At 60.4% G+C, this 17,557-nt stretch carries 17 protein-coding genes; 8 read left to right on the top strand and 9 right to left on the bottom strand.

Annotated elements, in window-relative coordinates; translation table 11 throughout:
* Positions 1 to 153: 153 nt before the first annotated feature.
* From glsB to sad, 3 genes are all read right to left on the bottom strand, one after another.
* Positions 154 to 1,080 carry a glutaminase B gene (gene glsB / locus LG383_RS08460; protein WP_106993870.1) on the bottom strand — a complete coding sequence of 309 codons (927 nt, stop codon included), beginning with the start codon at positions 1,078 to 1,080 and terminating at the stop codon, positions 154 to 156.
* A 63-nt stretch (positions 1,081 to 1,143) separates the two neighbouring features.
* Positions 1,144 to 2,721, bottom strand: a complete 1,578-nt coding sequence (locus tag LG383_RS08465) for a methyl-accepting chemotaxis protein (RefSeq protein WP_225758845.1) — start codon at positions 2,719 to 2,721, stop codon at positions 1,144 to 1,146.
* A 166-nt stretch (positions 2,722 to 2,887) separates the two neighbouring features.
* Positions 2,888 to 4,270, bottom strand: coding sequence for a succinate-semialdehyde dehydrogenase (sad, locus tag LG383_RS08470; RefSeq protein ID WP_225758846.1), 1,383 nt, complete (start codon positions 4,268 to 4,270; stop codon positions 2,888 to 2,890).
* A gap of 99 nt (positions 4,271 to 4,369) precedes the next feature.
* Between sad and LG383_RS08475 the strand changes: the two genes are divergently transcribed.
* Positions 4,370 to 5,248, top strand: a complete 879-nt coding sequence (locus tag LG383_RS08475) for a LysR family transcriptional regulator (RefSeq protein WP_225758847.1) — start codon at positions 4,370 to 4,372, stop codon at positions 5,246 to 5,248.
* Here LG383_RS08475 and LG383_RS08480 read toward each other — a convergent pair.
* Positions 5,202 to 5,684, bottom strand: a complete 483-nt coding sequence (locus LG383_RS08480; RefSeq protein ID WP_225758848.1) for a GNAT family N-acetyltransferase — start codon at positions 5,682 to 5,684, stop codon at positions 5,202 to 5,204. The genes LG383_RS08475 and LG383_RS08480 overlap by 47 nt on opposite strands.
* A gap of 151 nt (positions 5,685 to 5,835) precedes the next feature.
* On the opposite strand from LG383_RS08480, the gene LG383_RS08485 reads away from it, so the two are divergent.
* Positions 5,836 to 6,780 carry an L-lactate dehydrogenase gene (locus LG383_RS08485; RefSeq protein ID WP_106993864.1) on the top strand — a complete coding sequence of 315 codons (945 nt, stop codon included), beginning with the start codon at positions 5,836 to 5,838 and terminating at the stop codon, positions 6,778 to 6,780.
* A 3-nt stretch (positions 6,781 to 6,783) separates the two neighbouring features.
* Here the strand turns inward: LG383_RS08485 and LG383_RS08490 are convergent, their stop codons facing one another.
* Genes LG383_RS08490 through LG383_RS08500 form a run of 3 tightly spaced genes read right to left on the bottom strand, consistent with a single transcriptional unit; the run spans position 6,784 to position 9,740 of the window.
* On the bottom strand, positions 6,784 to 7,545 hold the full coding sequence (locus LG383_RS08490; RefSeq protein WP_225758849.1) for a DeoR/GlpR family DNA-binding transcription regulator: 762 nt from the start codon (positions 7,543 to 7,545) through the stop codon (positions 6,784 to 6,786).
* A gap of 1 nt (position 7,546) precedes the next feature.
* Positions 7,547 to 8,533, bottom strand: coding sequence for a D-threonate 4-phosphate dehydrogenase (locus tag LG383_RS08495; RefSeq protein ID WP_225758850.1), 987 nt, complete (start codon positions 8,531 to 8,533; stop codon positions 7,547 to 7,549).
* Entirely contained in the window at positions 8,526 to 9,740 is a 1,215-nt protein-coding gene (locus LG383_RS08500) for a four-carbon acid sugar kinase family protein (protein WP_225758851.1), read from the bottom strand. Before LG383_RS08500 ends, LG383_RS08495 begins: the two co-directional genes overlap by 8 nt.
* Positions 9,741 to 9,915: 175 nt before the next feature.
* Here LG383_RS08500 and LG383_RS08505 point away from each other — a divergent pair, with 175 nt between their 5' ends.
* The 6 genes from LG383_RS08505 to LG383_RS08530 all read left to right on the top strand — a co-directional run bounded on the left by LG383_RS08505 (position 9,916) and on the right by LG383_RS08530 (position 15,771).
* Positions 9,916 to 11,061 (top strand): iron-containing alcohol dehydrogenase, encoded by a 1,146-nt coding sequence (locus LG383_RS08505; RefSeq protein ID WP_225758852.1) that lies wholly within the window; start codon positions 9,916 to 9,918, stop codon positions 11,059 to 11,061.
* A gap of 18 nt (positions 11,062 to 11,079) precedes the next feature.
* Entirely contained in the window at positions 11,080 to 11,964 is an 885-nt protein-coding gene (locus tag LG383_RS08510; RefSeq protein WP_225758853.1) for a dihydrodipicolinate synthase family protein, read from the top strand.
* 77 nt (positions 11,965 to 12,041) lie between these two features.
* The gene (locus LG383_RS08515; protein WP_106993859.1) at positions 12,042 to 13,454 is read left to right on the top strand and encodes a sodium:solute symporter family protein; all 1,413 of its coding nucleotides are present in this window, start codon (positions 12,042 to 12,044) and stop codon (positions 13,452 to 13,454) included.
* A gap of 1 nt (position 13,455) precedes the next feature.
* Positions 13,456 to 14,625 carry an exo-alpha-sialidase gene (locus LG383_RS08520; RefSeq protein WP_225758854.1) on the top strand — a complete coding sequence of 390 codons (1,170 nt, stop codon included), beginning with the start codon at positions 13,456 to 13,458 and terminating at the stop codon, positions 14,623 to 14,625.
* Positions 14,622 to 15,092, top strand: a complete 471-nt coding sequence (locus tag LG383_RS08525; RefSeq protein ID WP_225758855.1) for a YhcH/YjgK/YiaL family protein — start codon at positions 14,622 to 14,624, stop codon at positions 15,090 to 15,092. The genes LG383_RS08520 and LG383_RS08525 overlap by 4 nt, the downstream gene beginning before the upstream one ends.
* A gap of 1 nt (position 15,093) precedes the next feature.
* Positions 15,094 to 15,771, top strand: coding sequence for an SDR family NAD(P)-dependent oxidoreductase (locus tag LG383_RS08530; protein ID WP_225758856.1), 678 nt, complete (start codon positions 15,094 to 15,096; stop codon positions 15,769 to 15,771).
* A gap of 89 nt (positions 15,772 to 15,860) precedes the next feature.
* Here LG383_RS08530 and LG383_RS08535 read toward each other — a convergent pair whose 3' ends face one another.
* Both LG383_RS08535 and LG383_RS08540 read right to left on the bottom strand, forming a co-directional pair.
* Positions 15,861 to 16,655: a PhzF family phenazine biosynthesis protein gene (locus LG383_RS08535; RefSeq protein WP_225758857.1), complete on the bottom strand. Its 795-nt coding sequence runs from the start codon at positions 16,653 to 16,655 to the stop codon at positions 15,861 to 15,863.
* 17 nt (positions 16,656 to 16,672) lie between these two features.
* The gene (locus LG383_RS08540) at positions 16,673 to 17,461 is read right to left on the bottom strand and encodes a PhzF family phenazine biosynthesis protein (RefSeq protein ID WP_225758858.1); all 789 of its coding nucleotides are present in this window, start codon (positions 17,459 to 17,461) and stop codon (positions 16,673 to 16,675) included.
* Between the last annotated feature and the right edge of the window lie 96 nt (positions 17,462 to 17,557).

Genomic DNA, 17,557 nt, shown 5'->3' on the forward strand with positions numbered 1-17,557 from the left:
AATCCATAGGGTTGCTTTTAACAATGATTTTCACCCGCGCGGGTGAATGTTAAAAGTTTGGGATTAATGTATATCACATTAGGGGTATGACAATCACCACCCCGTTAAGGGGGGGTTAACGGTCCGGCGGTCAGCCCCCGCCGCAGGACCCGCTTAATAGACCGAACGCCCCAGCTTCTGGCTCAGACGCTCCAGCACCGCGACGCCTGCAAGGGAGTTACCCGTCTCGTCCAGCTCCGGGCTCCAGACCGCAATGGCCATCTCGTGCGGCACAATCGCCACCACCCCACCGCCAACCCCTGATTTAGCAGGCAGCCCCACCCGCCAGGCGAATTCACCGGCGCTCTGATACATGCCGCTGGTCGCCATCAGGGCATTCACCTGCCGGGCCTGCATCGAGGTGACCACAGGCTCAGAGAGATGCGGTGCATAGCCCTGCGCGGCCAGAAACAGAAAGGTGTCAGCCAGTTCGACACAGTTCATCTTCAGCGCACAGTAGTGAAAATAGTTTTGCAGAACCGTCGGCACGTCGTTATGGAAATTACCGAACGACTTCATCAGCCAGGCGATAGCCGCATTGCGCGCCGAGTGTTCGAACTCCGATCGGGCCACAGCAGCATCGTAGGCAATATCACTCACCCCGGAGAGCTGACGCACGATCTCCAGCATCCGCTGACGGGGTGCGCTAAGACGACTCTGCAGCATATCGCACACCACCAGCGCCCCGGCGTTGATAAACGGATTGCGGGGCTTGCCCTGTTCGATCTCCAGCTGCAGCAGGGAGTTGAACGGCTGGCCGGAGGGATCTTTGCCTACCCGCTGCCAGATCTCATCCTCGTCATACTGACGCATGGCCGCCACCAGGCTGAGGACTTTCGAGATCGACTGAATGGAAAAACGCTCGGTGGCATCCCCGGCCTGGAAGTGCTGGCCGTCGACGGTACGGATGGCGATCCCGAGCTTGTTGCCGTTAACCGAGGCCAGCGCCGGGATGTAATCGGCCACTTTACCCTGGCCCAGTAAGGGACGTACTTGCGCCAGAATGGCTTCCAGCATCTGATTATTGATGTTCGCAGCCATCGGTTGCTCCTTGCTCACAGGCCAAAAACGGCCTGCGAGTATAACAGAGGCTTATGGATGACGTCAGGCAGGAAGTCGGAACCGCGAGACCGCCTGTAACAGCAGGCCGGATTCATCATGCAGCCGTTGGGAAGCCATGGAGGCGGTGTTAACCAGGTCGTCGGTCTGGCGCGCCACCTGGTTCAGGGCCTGCAGCTGGTCGGTCATCCGGTGAATGCTGTCGCCCTGGCTGAGGGTGGCGGCGGAAATCTCGTTCAGTAAGCTGCAGAGATTGCCCACAAGACCGATCACCTGCTGCAGGTTATCCTCCAGCCGGGTGACCGCTTTCGAGCCATCTTCGATGCCCTGCAACGAGTGGTTAATCAGCTGCTGAATGGTTTGCGTCGAGTGGCTGCTTTTGCGCGCCAGCAGGCCCACTTCCCGCGCCACCACTGCAAAGCCGCGCCCCTGATTCCCGGCATGCGCCGCTTCGATGGCCGCATTCAGCGCCAGAATATTGGTCTGAAACGCCACGTTATCGATGATCGCCACGATGCCGCGCATCTCGGAAGAACGCTCCACGATCGCCGCCATCGAGGCGTTCACCGTCTCCATCATCCGATCCCCGCCTGCCGCCATCGCCCGCGCCTCGTCCGCCCGGGAGCTTGCCAGCCTGGCATAGCCGCTGTTGCCCTCGACGTGGGTCTCCAGATCGGCAATGTGCGCGGTGACCTCTTTCAGCTCCTGCGCCTGGCGCGCCGACTGGTGATAAAGCTTCTGATTGCCCTGCGCCAGGGAACCAATATTGGTCACCATCGAGGTGGTCGCCTCGCTGACCTGGGTCACCAACTGTTGCAGGCCCTGCTGGAGGGTATCGACGCTGTCACCAAGCTGCGCCATCTCGCGGTTGAAACGCTTCACGCCGGGCAGCGGCGTGGAGAGATCCCCTGCCGCCAGCAGAGTGATATGGGCGATCAGGCGACGCAGGGGCACGATCACCCAGCGCGACATCGCAAACCACACTGCCACGGCGATCGCCACCAGCACCACCGGAGCCAGTAGATAGAGGAACTGCAGGCTGGAGAGGCTGGCGGTCAGCAGTTGACGCCCTTCCGCGGCGCGCTGGGCGCTTGCCTGCTGATAGCGGGCGTAGTTGTCATTGAAATCGGCCTGGAAAGCCTGGGCGGGTACGGCAAAAAAGGCGTCAATCGACTGGCTGTTGACCAGTCCATCGGCCTGTTCGCGGATGGCATCGAAGAACAGCTGATAGCTGTTGAACAGCGCCTCATCCCGCGGCGGCTGCATCGCCTGCCACGCCTGCCAGGCCTGCTGAGAATCCCGTAACGCCTGCTGGGCCTCATCCATCAGGCTGTGCCAGCTTCCGTCCGAGCCGGTCTCTTTATCCTGCATAAAGTAAACCCCCGCCCGGTTAAGTAGATCGCTGGCCGCCAAAAGGGAAATCCGGGCCTGATCGACCTTCGTCTGTTGCAGGTACGCCATCTGGTTACGCTGTTCATTGCGCTGGGCATCACGCAGCGAGACGGAGAGTAAAACCGAAGAAGAGATTTGCAGGGCGGAAAAGAGCCCGATAATGCAGAAGATCCCCGCCAGCAAACCAAACTGCCGGGGAGTAAAGCGGCGGAAAATTTTGGTTAAGTTCATAATTATATTCATTAACAATGCCTTAGACGTGGGCGAGTCTACGCAGTGAAAATGACAGAACTATTTCAGAATCATGACAGGCGCCCGGCGGCGCTGCGCTTGCACGGGCCTACAGATCGGTAGGCCGGGTAAGCGCAGCGCCACCCGGCAAAACACCGGCGCTAGATCACACCCGGTCTTTCCACACCGTCTGCACATTACAGAACTCATGCAGGCCAAAGTGCGACAGCTCCCGGCCAAAGCCGCTCTTCTTCACGCCGCCAAAGGCCACGCGGGCATCGCTGGCGCTGTAGCCGTTGATAAACACCCCGCCGCACTCGAGCTGGCGGGCAAAGCGATCCGCCATCTCAGGATCGGCGGTAAACACCGTCGCTGAGAGGCCGAAATCGCTGTCGTTGGCCAGCTGAAGGGCATGATCCGCATCGGTTGCTACGCTGATGGCCGCGACCGGGCCAAACAGCTCCTGGCGAAACGCGGTCATCGCAGCCGTCACGTTGCCCAACACCGTCGGCGCATAGTAGTTCCCTGCCCCGGCCACCTTCTCGCCGCCCAGTAACAGGGTGGCGCCTTCGGCCAGCGTGGCCTGTACCTGCTGATGCAGCTCGTCACGCAGATCGTAGCGCGCCATCGGGCCGAGGTAGTTTTCCTCTGCGTCCGGCGCACCCATTTTCAGGACCGCGGTCGCCTCTACAAACCGCCGGCTGAATTCATCCGCAACCCCCGCCTCGACGATAAAGCGTTTGGCGGCGGCACAGACCTGTCCGGTGTTCTGATAGCGGCCGGTGACCGCCGCTTTGACCGCCAGATCCAGATCGGCGTCATTCAGGACGATAAAGGGATCGGACCCGCCCAGTTCAAGGACGCATTTTTTCAGCGCCGCCCCGGCCTGAGCACCAATCGCCGCCCCGGCACGCAGGCTGCCGGTGACCGTCACCGCCGCAATGCGCGGATCGGCAATCATCTGGCTTACCCCGTCGTTGGTGGCATTCAGCTGGCTGAACACTCCTTGGGGGAAACCCGCATCGTTAAAAATCTGTTCGATCAGGTTCGCGGCACCCAGCACGTTCGGGGCGTGTTTCAGCAGATAGCTGTTGCCAGCCAGGATAATCGGCACCGCGCCGCGCAGCACCTGCCACAGGGGGAAGTTCCACGGCATCACCGCCAGCACCGGGCCCAGGGGGCGATATTCGATCACCGCGTCCGCTACCTGGGTCGCCTCGGTAGAGAGCATGGCCGGGCCGTGTTCGGCATACCAGTCGCAGAGACCGGCGGATTTCGCCACCTCTGCGCGCGCCTGGGCGATGGGTTTGCCCATCTCCCGGCAGATCATCTGAGCCATCTCTTCGCCGCGGCTGCGCAGGGCGTCGCCCAAATCACGTAATTTTTGCGCACGCGCCGCTACCGGCACGCTGCGCCACTGACGAAATGCGGCATCGGTCTGCGCGAGGGCATGTTCAACCTCGGTGACGGTCGCCCACGGCCACACAGCCAGGGTTTCGCCGTTTGCCGGGTTGATGGACAGGGCATGGTTAACAGAAGGTGTAGTCATGATCGGCTCCGTGTAATAACAGTTGCTTTAGTGTGGCGCACTCTGCTATTTCTTAAAAATGAATAATAGTGACCACCTTATTCACGAAACGAGAACGATATGGATCTGACCCAACTGGAAATGTTTAACGCCGTCGCCCAGACCGGCAGCATCACCCAGGCCGCGCAGAAGGTGCATCGCGTGCCGTCGAACCTGACTACCCGCATCAAGCAGCTCGAGGCCGATCTCGGCGTTGAGCTGTTTATCCGCGAGAACCAGCGGCTGCGCCTCTCCCCGGCGGGGCATAATTTTTTGCGCTACAGCCGACAGATCCTCGCCCTGGTGGATGAGGCCCGAATGGTGGTCGCGGGCGATGAACCCCAGGGGCTGTTTACCCTCGGGTCGCTGGAGAGCACCGCCGCGGTGCGTATCCCGGCCTCGCTGGCGCAGTTTAACCAGCGCTATCCGCGGATTCAGTTTGCGCTGGCGACCGGCCCTTCCGGGACGATGATCGACGGGGTGCTGGAGGGTACGCTGAGCGCGGCGTTTGTCGACGGGCCGTTAACCCACCCGGAACTCGAAGGGATGCCGGTCTACCGGGAGGAGATGATGCTGGTGGTGCCCGCCGGGCAGCCAAAGGTGGATCGGGCGCTGACCATTAGCGGGCGCGATATCTATGCCTTTCGCGCCAACTGCTCCTATCGCCGTCATTTCGAGAGCTGGTTTCATGCGGATCGCGCCACGCCGGGGCGCATTCATGAGATGGAGTCCTATCACGGGATGCTGGCCTGCGTGATTGCCGGGGCCGGGATTGCGCTGATGCCGCGCTCCATGCTGGAAAGCATGCCCGGCCATCATCAGGTGGAAGCCTGGCCGCTGGCAGAGAACTGGCGCTGGCTCACCACCTGGCTGGTATGGCGCCGGGGGGCGATGACCCGCCAGCTCGAAGCGTTTATAGCACTGCTAAACGAAGATCAGCCACCAGCACCTTCTCCATAAACAGGCTCAATGGATCGGGGGCGTATGGGGGAAAGGCCTCGCACATCTGGTATCCGCAGCGTTCATACAGACGCACGGCTGCCAGCTGCTTGATCCCGGTCTCCAGCCGCAGGGTATGACAGCTCCGGCTGAGAGCTTCATCTTCCAGCGCCGCCAGCAGTTTTTCCCCCAGCTTTTGCCCACGATGGGTCGGATCAATATAGACCCGCTTCATCTCCCCGCTGCCGTCAGCGTTCAGCACTACGGCCCCGCAGCCGACGGCGTTAAGCTGACGATCGCGGATCACCATCATGATCAGGCTGTGCTCCGGTAGCCCGGTCAGATCCAAGAGATGGTTGCTTTCCGCCGGATAGAGCGTGCTCTGGTAGCTGTCGAGGTCGGCAATCAGGGTGGTGATATCCGGATGGGCGGGCGATTCTGAGGTAATGGAATACATGGCAGGCTCCTTTTGTCGTTTTTCTCCACCATAGCGCCGGGCGGCGAAGGAACAGGCATATTTTTAACTTATAGCTGCCGCCAGCCATTGCGCCCCCTGCCGCCGGGGGGTAAGTTTGGGCACAGTCACTGTTAAAACATCAGGAAAAACAATGAACACCAAAGCCCGCAAAGTGATGATTATCGGGGCCGGAAACGTCGGTACCTCCGCCGCGTACGCCCTGCTGAACCAGAATATCTGCGAAGAGCTGCTGCTGGTGGATATCAATCAGCCGCGCAGCGAAGGCCACGCCTGGGATCTGTCGGATGCCGCGGCCTATATGCCCGGGATGATGACCATCTCCACCCGCGAGGCCAGCGACTGTGCCGATGTGGATATCGCAGTGATCACCGTCTCCGGCGGCGCGCTCAAACCGGGGCAGACCCGGCTGGATGAGCTGACCGCCACGGCCCGCATTGTGAAAAGCATTGTGCCGCAGATGATGGCGGGCGGGTTTAACGGCATTTTCCTGATTGCCACCAACCCGTGCGACATCATTACCTGGCAGGTGTGGCAGCTCTCCGGCCTGCCGCGCAATCAGGTGATTGGTACCGGGGTGTGGCTGGATACCACTCGTTTGCGCCGCACCCTGGCCCAGGCGCTGGATATCGGTGCGCAGAGCATCGATGCCTTTATTCTGGGCGAGCACGGGGATACGCAGTTCCCGGTGTGGTCCCATTCGTCGGTCTACGGCTCGCCGATTGCCGAGGTGTATCAACGCCACACTGGCAAAACGCTGGATTTTGATGCGCTGGCGGAGCGCGTGCGCAAACAGGGATTTGAGATCTACGCCCGCAAGGGTTGCACCGAGTACGGCATCGCCGCCACCATCGCTGAGATCTGCCGCAATATCTTTACCGGCAGCCACCGGGCGCTGGCGATCTCCTGCATTCTGGACGGGGAGTATGGTGTGGACGGCGTGGCGATCGGGGTACCGGCGGTGCTGGCCCAGAGCGGCGTCCAGCAGATCATTGAGCTGAAGCTGGCAGAGGATGAACTGCAAAAATTCCGCCATTCGGCGGAGGTGATCAAAGCTAATATCGCCCGCCTGCCCTGAGCCTCAAGGTGCCAGGGTCAGGGTGGCATCCAGCTGGCTTAAGGTCTGCTGCACCCCCTCGTCCAGCCGTTTATCAGTAACGATATCGGTCAGGGTGTTGAGGTGAGCCACGTTAAACAGCGACCAGGCGCCGTATTTCGAGCTGTCGGCCAGCAGCACGCGACGCCGGGCGTTAGCAATCAGATCCCGTTTCAGGGCGGCTTTCTCTTCCGTCGGGGAGGTAATGCCGCGCTCCAGATCCCAGCCGTTACAGCTGACAAAAGCGATATCCGGCCAGATGTTCTGCAGCAGCCGGCGACCGTGCTCGCCAATACAGGACTGGCTGGAGTCATCGATGCGCCCGCCAATGATCGTCACCTCAATCTGCTTAAACTCCGACAGAAACAGGGCGATATGCAGATCGCTGGTGATGATGCGCAACGGCAGATGGGTCAGCTGGCGAGCAAGTTCAATCATGGTGGTGCCCGCATCGAGCACCACCGCGTCACCAGCTTTCACAAAGCTGGCGGCCGCGCTGGCGATGGCGTGTTTCTCCGCCAGGCTACGCTGCATTTTTTCGCTGGTGGTGGGCTGGGAAGGAATAAACCGGTTCAGGGTCACGCCGCCGTGGGTGCGGCTGATGACCCCCTCCTGATCGAGCTTAATCAGATCCCGGCGAATGGTCGCGGGCGAGGCATCCGTTGCCGCCACCAGCTGATCCACCGTCACCAGATTGTGCCCTTTCAGGTAGTCCATTATCTGTTCTAACCGGCTATATCCCTTCATATTATTCCCGTGTGATTTGCATCGCTAACTGGATAGAGACCGTCATGCTCTCAGACTTCGCTTTACCTGTCCACGCAATGTCAAACGCGGTCCCATGGTCGGCAGAAGTACGGATAAACGGCAGCCCGGCGGTGATGTTCACCCCGTCATAAAACCCAAGTAATTTCAACGGAATGTGGCCCTGATCGTGGTACATCGCCACCACCATGTCGTACATCCCTTCATGGCACTGCATAAACACTGTATCCGGCGGGCACGGCCCTGACACATTCAGCCCTTGTGCCTTCATCGCCTGTACGGCCGGACCGACAATCTTAATCTCTTCGTCGCCAAACAGGCCGTTCTCCCCGGCGTGCGGGTTGACCCCGGCCACGGCGATGCGCGGATTCTTATATCCCACGCGCTTAAGGAAGGTGTCCGCAATGCCAATCACGGTTTTTACCCGATCCTGGTTGAGGGTATCAAGGAATTTGCGCAACGCGATATGGGTGGTGATGTGGATCACTTTCAGCTGATCGGTATAGAGCACCATGGCGTAATCTTTGCTGTCGGTGAGGTGCGCCAGCAGTTCGGTATGGCCCGGATAGTGATGGCCCGCCAGATGCAGCGCCTCTTTGTTTAGCGGCGCAGTGGCAATGGCTTTTACCTCGCCCGCCATCGCCAGCTCGGTGGCGCGACGCACGCAGCGATAGGCCAGATCCCCGGCCTGGGCCTGCACCACGCCGGGCTGCAACGCCTCGGGATCCGCCAGGGGTTCATCCAGCACGTTAATAATGGCCGGGCCAAACTGCGCCTCGCTGACGCGGCTAATCACGCGTAACTCCGCCGGGGCGGTGATGCCTTTCGCCAGCACCCGTTGCAGGGTTCTGGCACACCCTACCACCACCACCTCCGCGCCGGACAGTTCGCCCTCGGTCAGGGATTTGATAATGATCTCCGGGCCGATGCCCGCCGGGTCGCCCATGGTTACAGCAATGATATTAGTCACTCATCTTCTCCTCGATAAAATGCAAAACCTCAAGCAGCGTGGATTCAGTACCAAAACCGCCCGCTTTGGTCATGACTGGCCCCTGCCAGCGACAACCCAAAAACCGACCAAACGGCACGCACTGCGCCACTTGTCCGCGAATGGCAAACCCTTGCGCGTTAAGCGCGCGGGCAACCGCCATCGCCACATCGCCGCCGGAGACATACAGCGCCGCCGGGTTGTGGCTCTCAAGCACGTTGCGCGTTAACGCCCCCAGAAATGCGCTGATGGTCTCCCCCAGTGCGGCGCGGCTTAATTCGCGCTGCTGACACAGGGTGTCGATCTGATGCCGGGCCTGAGTATCGGCGCAGGTATGCACCACGCAATGCTGGCGCGCCGCCAGCGCCGCAGCGATCTGCTGCTGATAACCCGCCAGCGCACCGTTAAACACATCATTAATATCAATCAGTACCGTACTAACATCAGGGTGGCTGCGGATGAGCTGGATCTGCTGTTGCGCAATCTCACTCATCGAACCGATTACCGCCAGCAGCTGACGCGGGGTAGCCAGACGGCGCGCCAGGGCATCGCACAGCCCGGCGGAGCCCACCAGCAGCGGACGCTCAATGCTGGCAAAGGCCGCACTGACAATCTGATCCAGTTCGTCGTCGCTCTGCGCATCCACAATCAGCAGGTGCGCATCGCCCTGTAGAGCCGCCGCCAGCTGCGCCGGGGTAACCACCACGCTGTTAAGCGCAGTTTGCTCCGCCAGTACCGCTGCAATATGGGCATGACGCACCGGGGTTTTCGGGTCGCTGGCAAATTCGGTCTCCGTGACCGGCACGCCCTTCACCAGGCAGACGCCGTTTTGCGTGGTGCGTCCCGCCGCCGGGAACGCCGGGGCGATAATCGCCTGACGCTGACCGCTAAGACGCAGCAGCGCCTCGACTTCTGCCCCCGGGTTACCGCGCAGGGTGGAGTCGATTTTCTTCACCAGCCATTTTGCGGCGTCAATCTCGGTGGCGTAGCGCGCCAGCTTTTCAGCAGCCTCTGATGCCGCTAACGCCCGACTGTCGCTATTAATAACCAGCGCATCGGTGTCGCCGGTAAAGGGAGTCTGAAACGCCACGCTGACTTTTTTGCCGCTTAACGCCAGGCTGACGCCCGCATCGTTAGCGCCGGTAAAGTCATCGGCGATCACCACCACTTCTCTGTTCAGGTTGTTCACTTACATCCCCAAAGGTTCGCATTTCCTGTTAATGATTATATTCAATCATGATTGATTATATGTGAGCAAGATCAAGTTATTCAGTTTGCGAATAAATTATAAATTTAGACACACGATGACTGTGATTGCCTTTTTTGAGCGAAATTAATCACAGACACAGCAACAGGAGAGCAATGTGTTAACCATTAACAGTACGATTATCAGCGGTGCAGGGGCCATCCCGGCCCTCGCGCCCCTGCTGGCCGGCAAGACGCGCCTTTTACTGGTCACCGACGGCAATATCGCCCGTCTGGACGCGGCCCGCGCGATCCGCACTCTGCTGGAAGCCGACAACCGCCACGTCAGCGTGATCGACAGCGTGCCGCCGGAGCCAACCGATCATGACGTTCGCGCCCTGCTGGCCGGGATCAACAACACCGACGTTGATCTGGTGGTGGGCGTGGGCGGCGGCAGCGTACTGGATGTGGCAAAGCTGCTCTCCGTCCTGTGCCATAACTCTTCTCCGGGGCTGGACGCCCTGCTGGCGGGAGAAAAACCGACGGTTCGCCTCCCCTCATTATTGATTCCGGCCAGCGCCGGCACCGGTTCTGAAGCCACGCCGAACGCGATCCTCGCCATCCCTGAGCAGAGCACCAAAATCGGCATCATCTCCCCGGTGCTGCTGCCGGATTACGTGGCCCTGTTACCGGAGCTCACCACCAGCATGCCGCCGCACATTGCCTCTTCGACCGGGATTGACGCGCTGTGCCACTTGATCGAGTGCTTTACCGCCACCGTGGCGAATCCGGTGAGCGATAACGCGGCGCTGATTGGCCTGCGCAAGCTGCTGAACAACATCGAAACCGCCTGCGCCGAGCCGCACAACCTGGCGGCGAAGCTGGAGATGCTGTGGGCCTCGTACTACGGCGGCGTGGCCATTGCCCATGCCGGTACCCATCTGGTACACGCCCTTTCCTATCCGCTGGGGGGCAAATATCACCTCCCGCACGGGGTAGCCAACGCCATTCTGCTGGCGCCCTGCATGCGCGTGGTGCGCCCGGACGCGGTCGAAAAATTCGCTCAGGTGTGGGATCTGGTGCCGGGTGCCGATACCTCTCTGTCGGCAGAAGAGAAATCTCATGCGCTGGTGGAGTGGTTTGCCGCCCTGGTGCGTCGCCTGAATTTACCGGACAACCTCGAAACGCTGGGCGTCCCGCGGGATGACATCGCCTCCCTGAGCGATGCCGCCCTGAACGTTAAACGCCTGATGAATAACGCCCCGCGTCAGGTCAGCCATGCCGAGGTGCAGGGCATTTACCAGACCCTGTTCCCCGAAATGTAAACATCGAAGGAGTGAGAAATGCGTAACAAGATTGAAGGCGTGCTGACGGCGATCGTCACCCCCTTTAGCGAGGATGGCGGTCTGCATCTGCTGGGCCTGAAACGCCAGATCCAGCGCCAGCTCGCGGCGGGGAACGGTATTTTCTGCGGCGGCACCAACGGTGAGTTCTTTGTCCTGACCGAAGAGGAAAAAGTGGCCGTCACCCGCACCTGTGTGGAAGAGGTCGCCGGACGCGCGCCGGTGGTGGCGCACATCGGGGAGATCTCCACCCGGGCCACCATTCGCCTCGGCAAGCAGGTTGAAACGCTGGGCGTGGATGCCGTTTCGGTGATCACCCCATGGTTTGTCCCCCTGACGCAGGCGGAGCTGATTACCCATTACACCGCCATCGCCGATGCCCTGACGGTGCCGGTCTTCCTGTACAACATCCCGGCGCGAACCGGCAATACCATTGAGCCGCAGACCGCGCGCGCGCTGGCCTCGCACCCGAACATTATCGGGATTAAAGACAGCGCGGGCAGCTATGAGAGTCTGAGCGGTTTCCTGAAGGCCGCCCAGGATATCGACGGTTTCGACGTGCTGAACGGCCCGGACTCGCTGATCCATCAGGGCTTTGTCGAAGGTTGTTCCGCCTGTATTTCCGGGCTGGCCAACGTCGCACCGGAGGCGATCAACGCCATCTGGGCGCGTTTCCATGCGGGCGATATCGACGGCTCGCGTCAGGCGCAGGAAGGGGTGACTGAACTGCGTACCCGTTTATACAACGTGGCCTTCTCCCCGGCAGCTGTGAAAAAGGCGCTGCAGGTGATGGGCGAAGAGGTGGGTGAAAGCCGCTACGCGGTGGCTTTCGATGCGCAACAGACTGAACAGATCCGCCAGATAGTGACAACGTCACTGCAGTAACCGGCGTTTGATTTCGTCCATAAGAATACCGGGTGCCGCTGGCGCCCAGGTTTCCTACGCCCTGAAGAGAGGCAAAGATGAACAACTTTACCGCTGAAGATACCCTGATCATCGTAGGCATTGTGATTGTCTACATCCTGTTTACCACCTGGCTGACCTTCCGGTTGCGCAGTAAAAACTCCGGCGATTTCATGGAAGGCTCCCGCGCAATGCCGGCATTTATCGTCGGGATTTTGCTGATGTCGGAGTACATCGGCGCCAAATCCACCATCGGAACCGCGCAGGCGGCGTTCGAGGATGGCTTTGCCGCCTCCTGGTCGGTGATCGGCGCAGCCATTGGTTTCCCGCTGTTTGGCCTGCTGCTGGTGAAGCGCATCTATAGCACCGGCAAAATCACCATCTCCGGGGCGATTGCCGAGAAGTACGGCAACAGCACTAAAAACATCATCTCGATCATCATGATCTACGCCCTGCTGCTGGTGAACGTCGGCAACTATGTCTCAGGTGCGGCGGCGATCTCCACCGTGCTGAAGGTTAACCTGCCGGTCGCGGCCTTTATTACCGCGATTGTCAGTACCTTCTACTTCGCCTTTGGCGGCATGAAGGGCGTGGCCTGGGTCACGCTCCTGCACAGCGCCCTGAAGTATTTCGGCATCCTGGTGATCATGGGCTTTGCGCTCTCCAAAACCGGCGGTTTTACGCCAATGATTGAGCAGATGCCTTCTTACTACTGGACCTGGGATGGCAACATCGGGGCCAGCACCATCTTTGCCTGGCTGATTGGCACCATCGGCTCCATCTTCTGTACCCAGTTTGTGATTCAGGCGATTTCGTCCACTAAAGATGTGAAATCGGCTAAACGTTCGACCTGGGTGGCCTTCTTCTTCTGCCTGCCGATTGCGCTGGCCATTGCGGTGATTGGCGTGGCGGCGAAATATCTGCACCCGGAGATCGACAGCCTGTACGCGATGCCAATCTTCCTGCAGGACATGAACCCGTGGCTGGCCGGTTTAGTGACAACGTCACTTGTGGCTTCGATTTTCGTTAGCGTCAGTACCGTGGCGCTGGCTATTGCCTCGCTGGTAGTGAAAGATTTCTACGTGCCTTACCGCAACCCAACCCCGGAGCAGGAATTTAAAGCGACCCGCTGGATATCGCTGCTGATTGGTTTCCTGCCGCTGATTTTCGTTCTGCTGGTACCGGAGGTCCTGAAGCTGTCGTTCTTCACCCGCGCCATTCGTCTGTCGATTACGGTGGTGGCAGTGATCGCCTTCTATGCCCCGTTCTTTAAGAGCGCCCGCGGCGCGAATGCCGGCCTGATTGGCGCCTGTGTCGTGACCTCGGTGTGGTATCTGCTGGGCGACCCGTTTGGTATTAACAATATGTATATCGCGCTGATCACCCCGGCGGTGATTATGGTTCTCGACCGCCTGATCCCAAATAAAGCGGATCGTAAAGCGCCTGCCCCTGTTCAACATAATGGAGTCTGATATGTCTGTAACCGTAACCCGTGACGGGATTGTTCGCCCGACGCCGCAGGATGCCCGCGTGGAAACGGCCATGCTGCCCTCTTCCTGCCCGCAGAATCATGCAGCCAACCTGCTGCCGCTGCCGGATGGCTCCCTGATGTGCGTCTGGTTTGGCGGCACCCAGGAGGGGATCGCTGATATTTCGGTCTGGGGATCACGTCTGGCTCCCGGTAGCAACCAGTGGAGCGAGGCGGTGAAGCTGTCGGACGACGCCAGCCGCTCGGAGCAGAACCCGGTGCTGTTCCTCGCCCCGGACAACGTGCTGTGGCTGCTGTGGACCGCGCAGCTCTCCGGCAATCAGGATACCGCCATCGTGCGCTACCGTAAGTCTGAGGATCTGGGCAACAGCTGGGGCGAGATCGCCACCCTGCTGGATAAGCCTGGCACCTTTATTCGCCAGCCGATTACCGTGCTGGAGAACGGCAACTGGCTACTGCCGGTCTTCTACTGCCGCACTCAGCCGGGCGAGAAATGGGTGGGTAACGACGACATCAGCGCGGTGAAAATTTCCGAAGACCAGGGAAAAAGCTGGCGCGACGTCGAGGTGCCGGAGAGCCTCGGCTGCGTGCATATGAATATCACCGCCCTGAACAACGGCCATCTGGTGGCGCTGTACCGCAGCCGCTGGGCGGACAATATCTATATCAGCCAGTCGCTGGACAACGGCGAAAGCTGGTCGGTGCCGGAGCCGACTGAACTGCCGAACAACAACTCGTCGATTCAGGTCACCACCCTTGCGAGCGGCGAGCTGGCGCTGGTGTTCAACCCCATGAGCGCAGCGGGTGCGCTGGAGCGTCGCGCCTCGCTGTATGACGAAATCGACGACGGCGACGGGCGCAAAGAGCCGGAAGTGAAGGACGGTCGCGCCGCTTTCTGGGGCGCACCGCGCGCGCCGATGACGGTGGCGATATCCAACGACGGCGGCAAAAGTTGGGCCTGGCAGCGCAACCTCGATGAGGGCGACGGCTACTGCATGACCAACAACTCGCTGGAGAAACTTAACCGCGAGTTCTCCTATCCGAGCATCAAACAGGGTGCCGACGGGTCGCTGCATATCGCCTATACCTACTTCCGTCAGGCGATCAAGTATGTGCGCGTGTCGCCGGAGTGGGTAAAGGAGGCGCAGCAGTGATTATTGGTCATCTTAATGCCCTGCCGCTGGCCGGGCTCCCGCCTGTGCTGCGGCAGATCCTCGATCGCGCCGACTGTACGCTTACGGCGCTGTCCGCCCGGGACGATGGACGCTGGCAGCCCGAAGGCTGCCCGTGGTTCTGTCATATCGGCCCGGCGCAGACCCAGCCGCTGGCCGAGCGGCATACCGAGTATCACCATCAGTGGGCCGATATTCAGGTGGTGCTGACGGGAGAGGAGACGATCCGCGCCGGGATGCAGTCTGTCGCGCAACCTGGCGACGAAGAGCGCAAACCGGATCTGTTTATTGCTCCTGGCGCAGTGCATCCGGTGAGCATCACCCTGAAGCCCGGTGATTTCGCGGTGTTTTTGCCCGGGGAGCCGCATCAGGCGCTGTGTGCCGTTAACCAGCCTATGACCGTGCGCAAGGCGGTGTTCAAGGTGCCGCGCGCCCTGCTGGAGGTGTGATATGCGCCAAGCGATTGTCACCGGGGCCAGCTCGGGGATTGGCGAAGCTATCGTCACCCGCCTGCTGGCAGAAGGCTGGCAGGTGACGGGGTTAAGCCGACGCGGAGTGGAATGCGGACATCCGAATTTTACCAGTGTGAGCGTGGATCTTAGTGACAGTGTCACGCTCGCAGCCGCGCTGAATACCCTGCCGGTGCCACAGGCGATAGTGCATGCCGCTGGCATGATGGCGGCTGCCCCGCTCGGCGAGCTGGACCCGGCGGTCAGCGCCCGGCTGTGGGGGCTGCATATTCAGGCCGCGGAGATCCTGTTCAACCATTTTGCCCCGCGGATGACAGTGGGCGGACGGCTGGTGGCGATCGGGAGTCGTACCTCACGGGGTGCCGCTAGGCGTTCGCAGTATGTGGCGACCAAAGCGGCGCTGGTGGGCATGGTACGCAGCTGGGCAGCCGAGCTGGCCCCGCGCGGGATCACCGCCAACGTGGTGGCCCCGGGAGCGACGGCAACACCGATGCTGAGTGCGCCAGGACGGGAGGCGTCACCGCCAAACGTGCCGCCAATGGGGAGGCTGATCGCCCCGGAAGAGGTGGCGGCGATGGTGAACTATCTCCTGAGCGCCGAGGCCGCACCCATCACCGGGCAGGAGCTGGTGTTGTGCGGCGGGGCGTCGTTGGGGTGATGTGCAGCCTGATGCCCTCACCCCGACCCTCTCCCACAGGGAGAGGGAGCAAACACTAAAAACGACAACCTTCGGTTGCCGTTTTGCTTTTACCTCCGCAGGAACACGGTGCCTTTGAGATAGAGCGCCGCCTGGCCGCCAATCAATACCCGGTCGCCCTTTAGTTCGCAGCGCAGGTCGCCGCCGCGGGGGGAGACCTGCCGCGCCTGCATCGCCGTTTTACCCAGCTTCTCGCTCCAGTACGGGATCAGCATGCTGTGGGCTGAGCCGGTGACCGGATCTTCCGCCACCGACTCGCCCGGGCAGAAGAAGCGGCTGACAAAGTCATACTCGTCCCCCGGAGCGGTGACGCAGACCATCTTATCCAGCGGCATCATGCCGTCGATATCCGGCGTTAATGCCTCAACCTGCTGCTGGTTTTCCAGCACCACCATGTAGTCGCGCCCTGCCCGAACCTCTTTGGCCCCGGTGATGCCCAGCGTGCTGAACAGTAACGCTGGTGGGTTGTCTACCACCTCACTGCTCCATGCCGGGAAGTTCAGGGTCAGCCAGTCGCCGCTGCGGGTGACTTTGAGGTCGCCGACAAAGCGGGTGGAGAAGACAATCTCGGTGTGCGGATAGTCGAGATACTCAAAAATCACATGGGCGCTGGCGAGCGTGGCGTGACCACAGAGGTCAATCTCGTACTGCGTCGTAAACCAGCGCAGCTCAAAGCCCGCATCGGTACGCACGAAAAACGCGGTCTCCGACTGGTTATGCTGCTGGGCCATCTTTAACAGCACGTCATCCGGCAGCCACTCCTCGAGCGGGCAAACGGCTGCAGGATTCCCACCAAACGCGCGGTCGCTAAACGCATCGACCAGATAAAATTCAATTTCTTTCATTGGGTTAACCCTTATCGTTAGCGTAAAAACAGATGACCTTTCATATACAGCGATGCCCTGCCGCTCATTAATACCCGGTCGCCCTTCAGTTCACAGCGCACATCGCCACCGCGGGCAGAAACCTGCCGGGCGAAGAGCGAGGTTTTATTTAACTTTTCACTCCAGTATGGGATCAGCATAGTGTGGGCCGAGCCGGTGACCGGATCTTCCCACAGCGCCGCGCCCGGGGAGAAAAAGCGGCTGACGAAATCGTATTCACCCTCGCCGCGGGCAGTGATCGACACCTTATGCTCCCCGGGGGTCATGGCATTGATATCCGGCGTGACCGCCTCAACTTGCTCACGACTCTCCAGCACAATCACCCAGGCGCGCCCTTTGCGGGCTTCGACGTAGTCCTGGACCCCTAGCGCGGCAAGCATCTCTGGCGGCGGGGTCTGCGGCTCGCTCGGGCAGGCAGGGAAATCGAGAGTCAGCCAGTCGCCCTCGCGGGTGACGGTCAGCCTGCCGGAGGCGGTATCAAAATGGATCCGGGGGTCGGGATAGTCCAGCTCGTTGAAAAGTACCCAGGCGGTCGCCAGCGTGGCATGACCGCAGAGGTTGACCTCGCCGTTAGTGGTGAACCAGCGCAGCTCAATGCCTCCCTTGTGGCGCACAAAAAAGGCGGTCTCGGACTGGTTGTGCTCCCGCGTCATGCGCAGCAGCATCTCGTCCGGCAGCCATTCCGGCAATGGACACACTGCCGCCGGGTTGCCGCCAAACGAGACCTCACTGAACGCATCCACCAGATAAAACTCAATTTCCTGCATCGCCTGACCCACTGTTAACGTTATGTTGCATCCTATATTTATGGAAAATAACCGATTTCACCAGCTATTAGTTTTAGGATGGAGTGAGATCCAGAT

This window comes from Leclercia sp. Marseille-Q4284 (genome assembly GCF_916618945.1).
GTDB lineage: Bacteria > Pseudomonadota > Gammaproteobacteria > Enterobacterales > Enterobacteriaceae > Enterobacter > Enterobacter tamurae.

What these genes read in the sequence shown, in the direction of transcription:
- glsB (WP_106993870.1), bottom strand. Translation starts at nt 1,080, where the DNA reads ATGGCTGCGAACATCAATAATCAGATGCTGGAAGCCATTCTGGCGCAA.
- LG383_RS08465 (WP_225758845.1), bottom strand. Translation starts at nt 2,721, where the DNA reads ATGAACTTAACCAAAATTTTCCGCCGCTTTACTCCCCGGCAGTTTGGT.
- sad (WP_225758846.1), bottom strand. Translation starts at nt 4,270, where the DNA reads ATGACTACACCTTCTGTTAACCATGCCCTGTCCATCAACCCGGCAAAC.
- LG383_RS08475 (WP_225758847.1), top strand. Translation starts at nt 4,370, where the DNA reads ATGGATCTGACCCAACTGGAAATGTTTAACGCCGTCGCCCAGACCGGC.
- LG383_RS08480 (WP_225758848.1), bottom strand. Translation starts at nt 5,684, where the DNA reads ATGTATTCCATTACCTCAGAATCGCCCGCCCATCCGGATATCACCACC.
- LG383_RS08485 (WP_106993864.1), top strand. Translation starts at nt 5,836, where the DNA reads ATGAACACCAAAGCCCGCAAAGTGATGATTATCGGGGCCGGAAACGTC.
- LG383_RS08490 (WP_225758849.1), bottom strand. Translation starts at nt 7,545, where the DNA reads ATGAAGGGATATAGCCGGTTAGAACAGATAATGGACTACCTGAAAGGG.
- LG383_RS08510 (WP_225758853.1), top strand. Translation starts at nt 11,080, where the DNA reads ATGCGTAACAAGATTGAAGGCGTGCTGACGGCGATCGTCACCCCCTTT.
- LG383_RS08515 (WP_106993859.1), top strand. Translation starts at nt 12,042, where the DNA reads ATGAACAACTTTACCGCTGAAGATACCCTGATCATCGTAGGCATTGTG.
- LG383_RS08520 (WP_225758854.1), top strand. Translation starts at nt 13,456, where the DNA reads ATGTCTGTAACCGTAACCCGTGACGGGATTGTTCGCCCGACGCCGCAG.
- LG383_RS08530 (WP_225758856.1), top strand. Translation starts at nt 15,094, where the DNA reads ATGCGCCAAGCGATTGTCACCGGGGCCAGCTCGGGGATTGGCGAAGCT.
- LG383_RS08535 (WP_225758857.1), bottom strand. Translation starts at nt 16,655, where the DNA reads ATGAAAGAAATTGAATTTTATCTGGTCGATGCGTTTAGCGACCGCGCG.
- LG383_RS08540 (WP_225758858.1), bottom strand. Translation starts at nt 17,461, where the DNA reads ATGCAGGAAATTGAGTTTTATCTGGTGGATGCGTTCAGTGAGGTCTCG.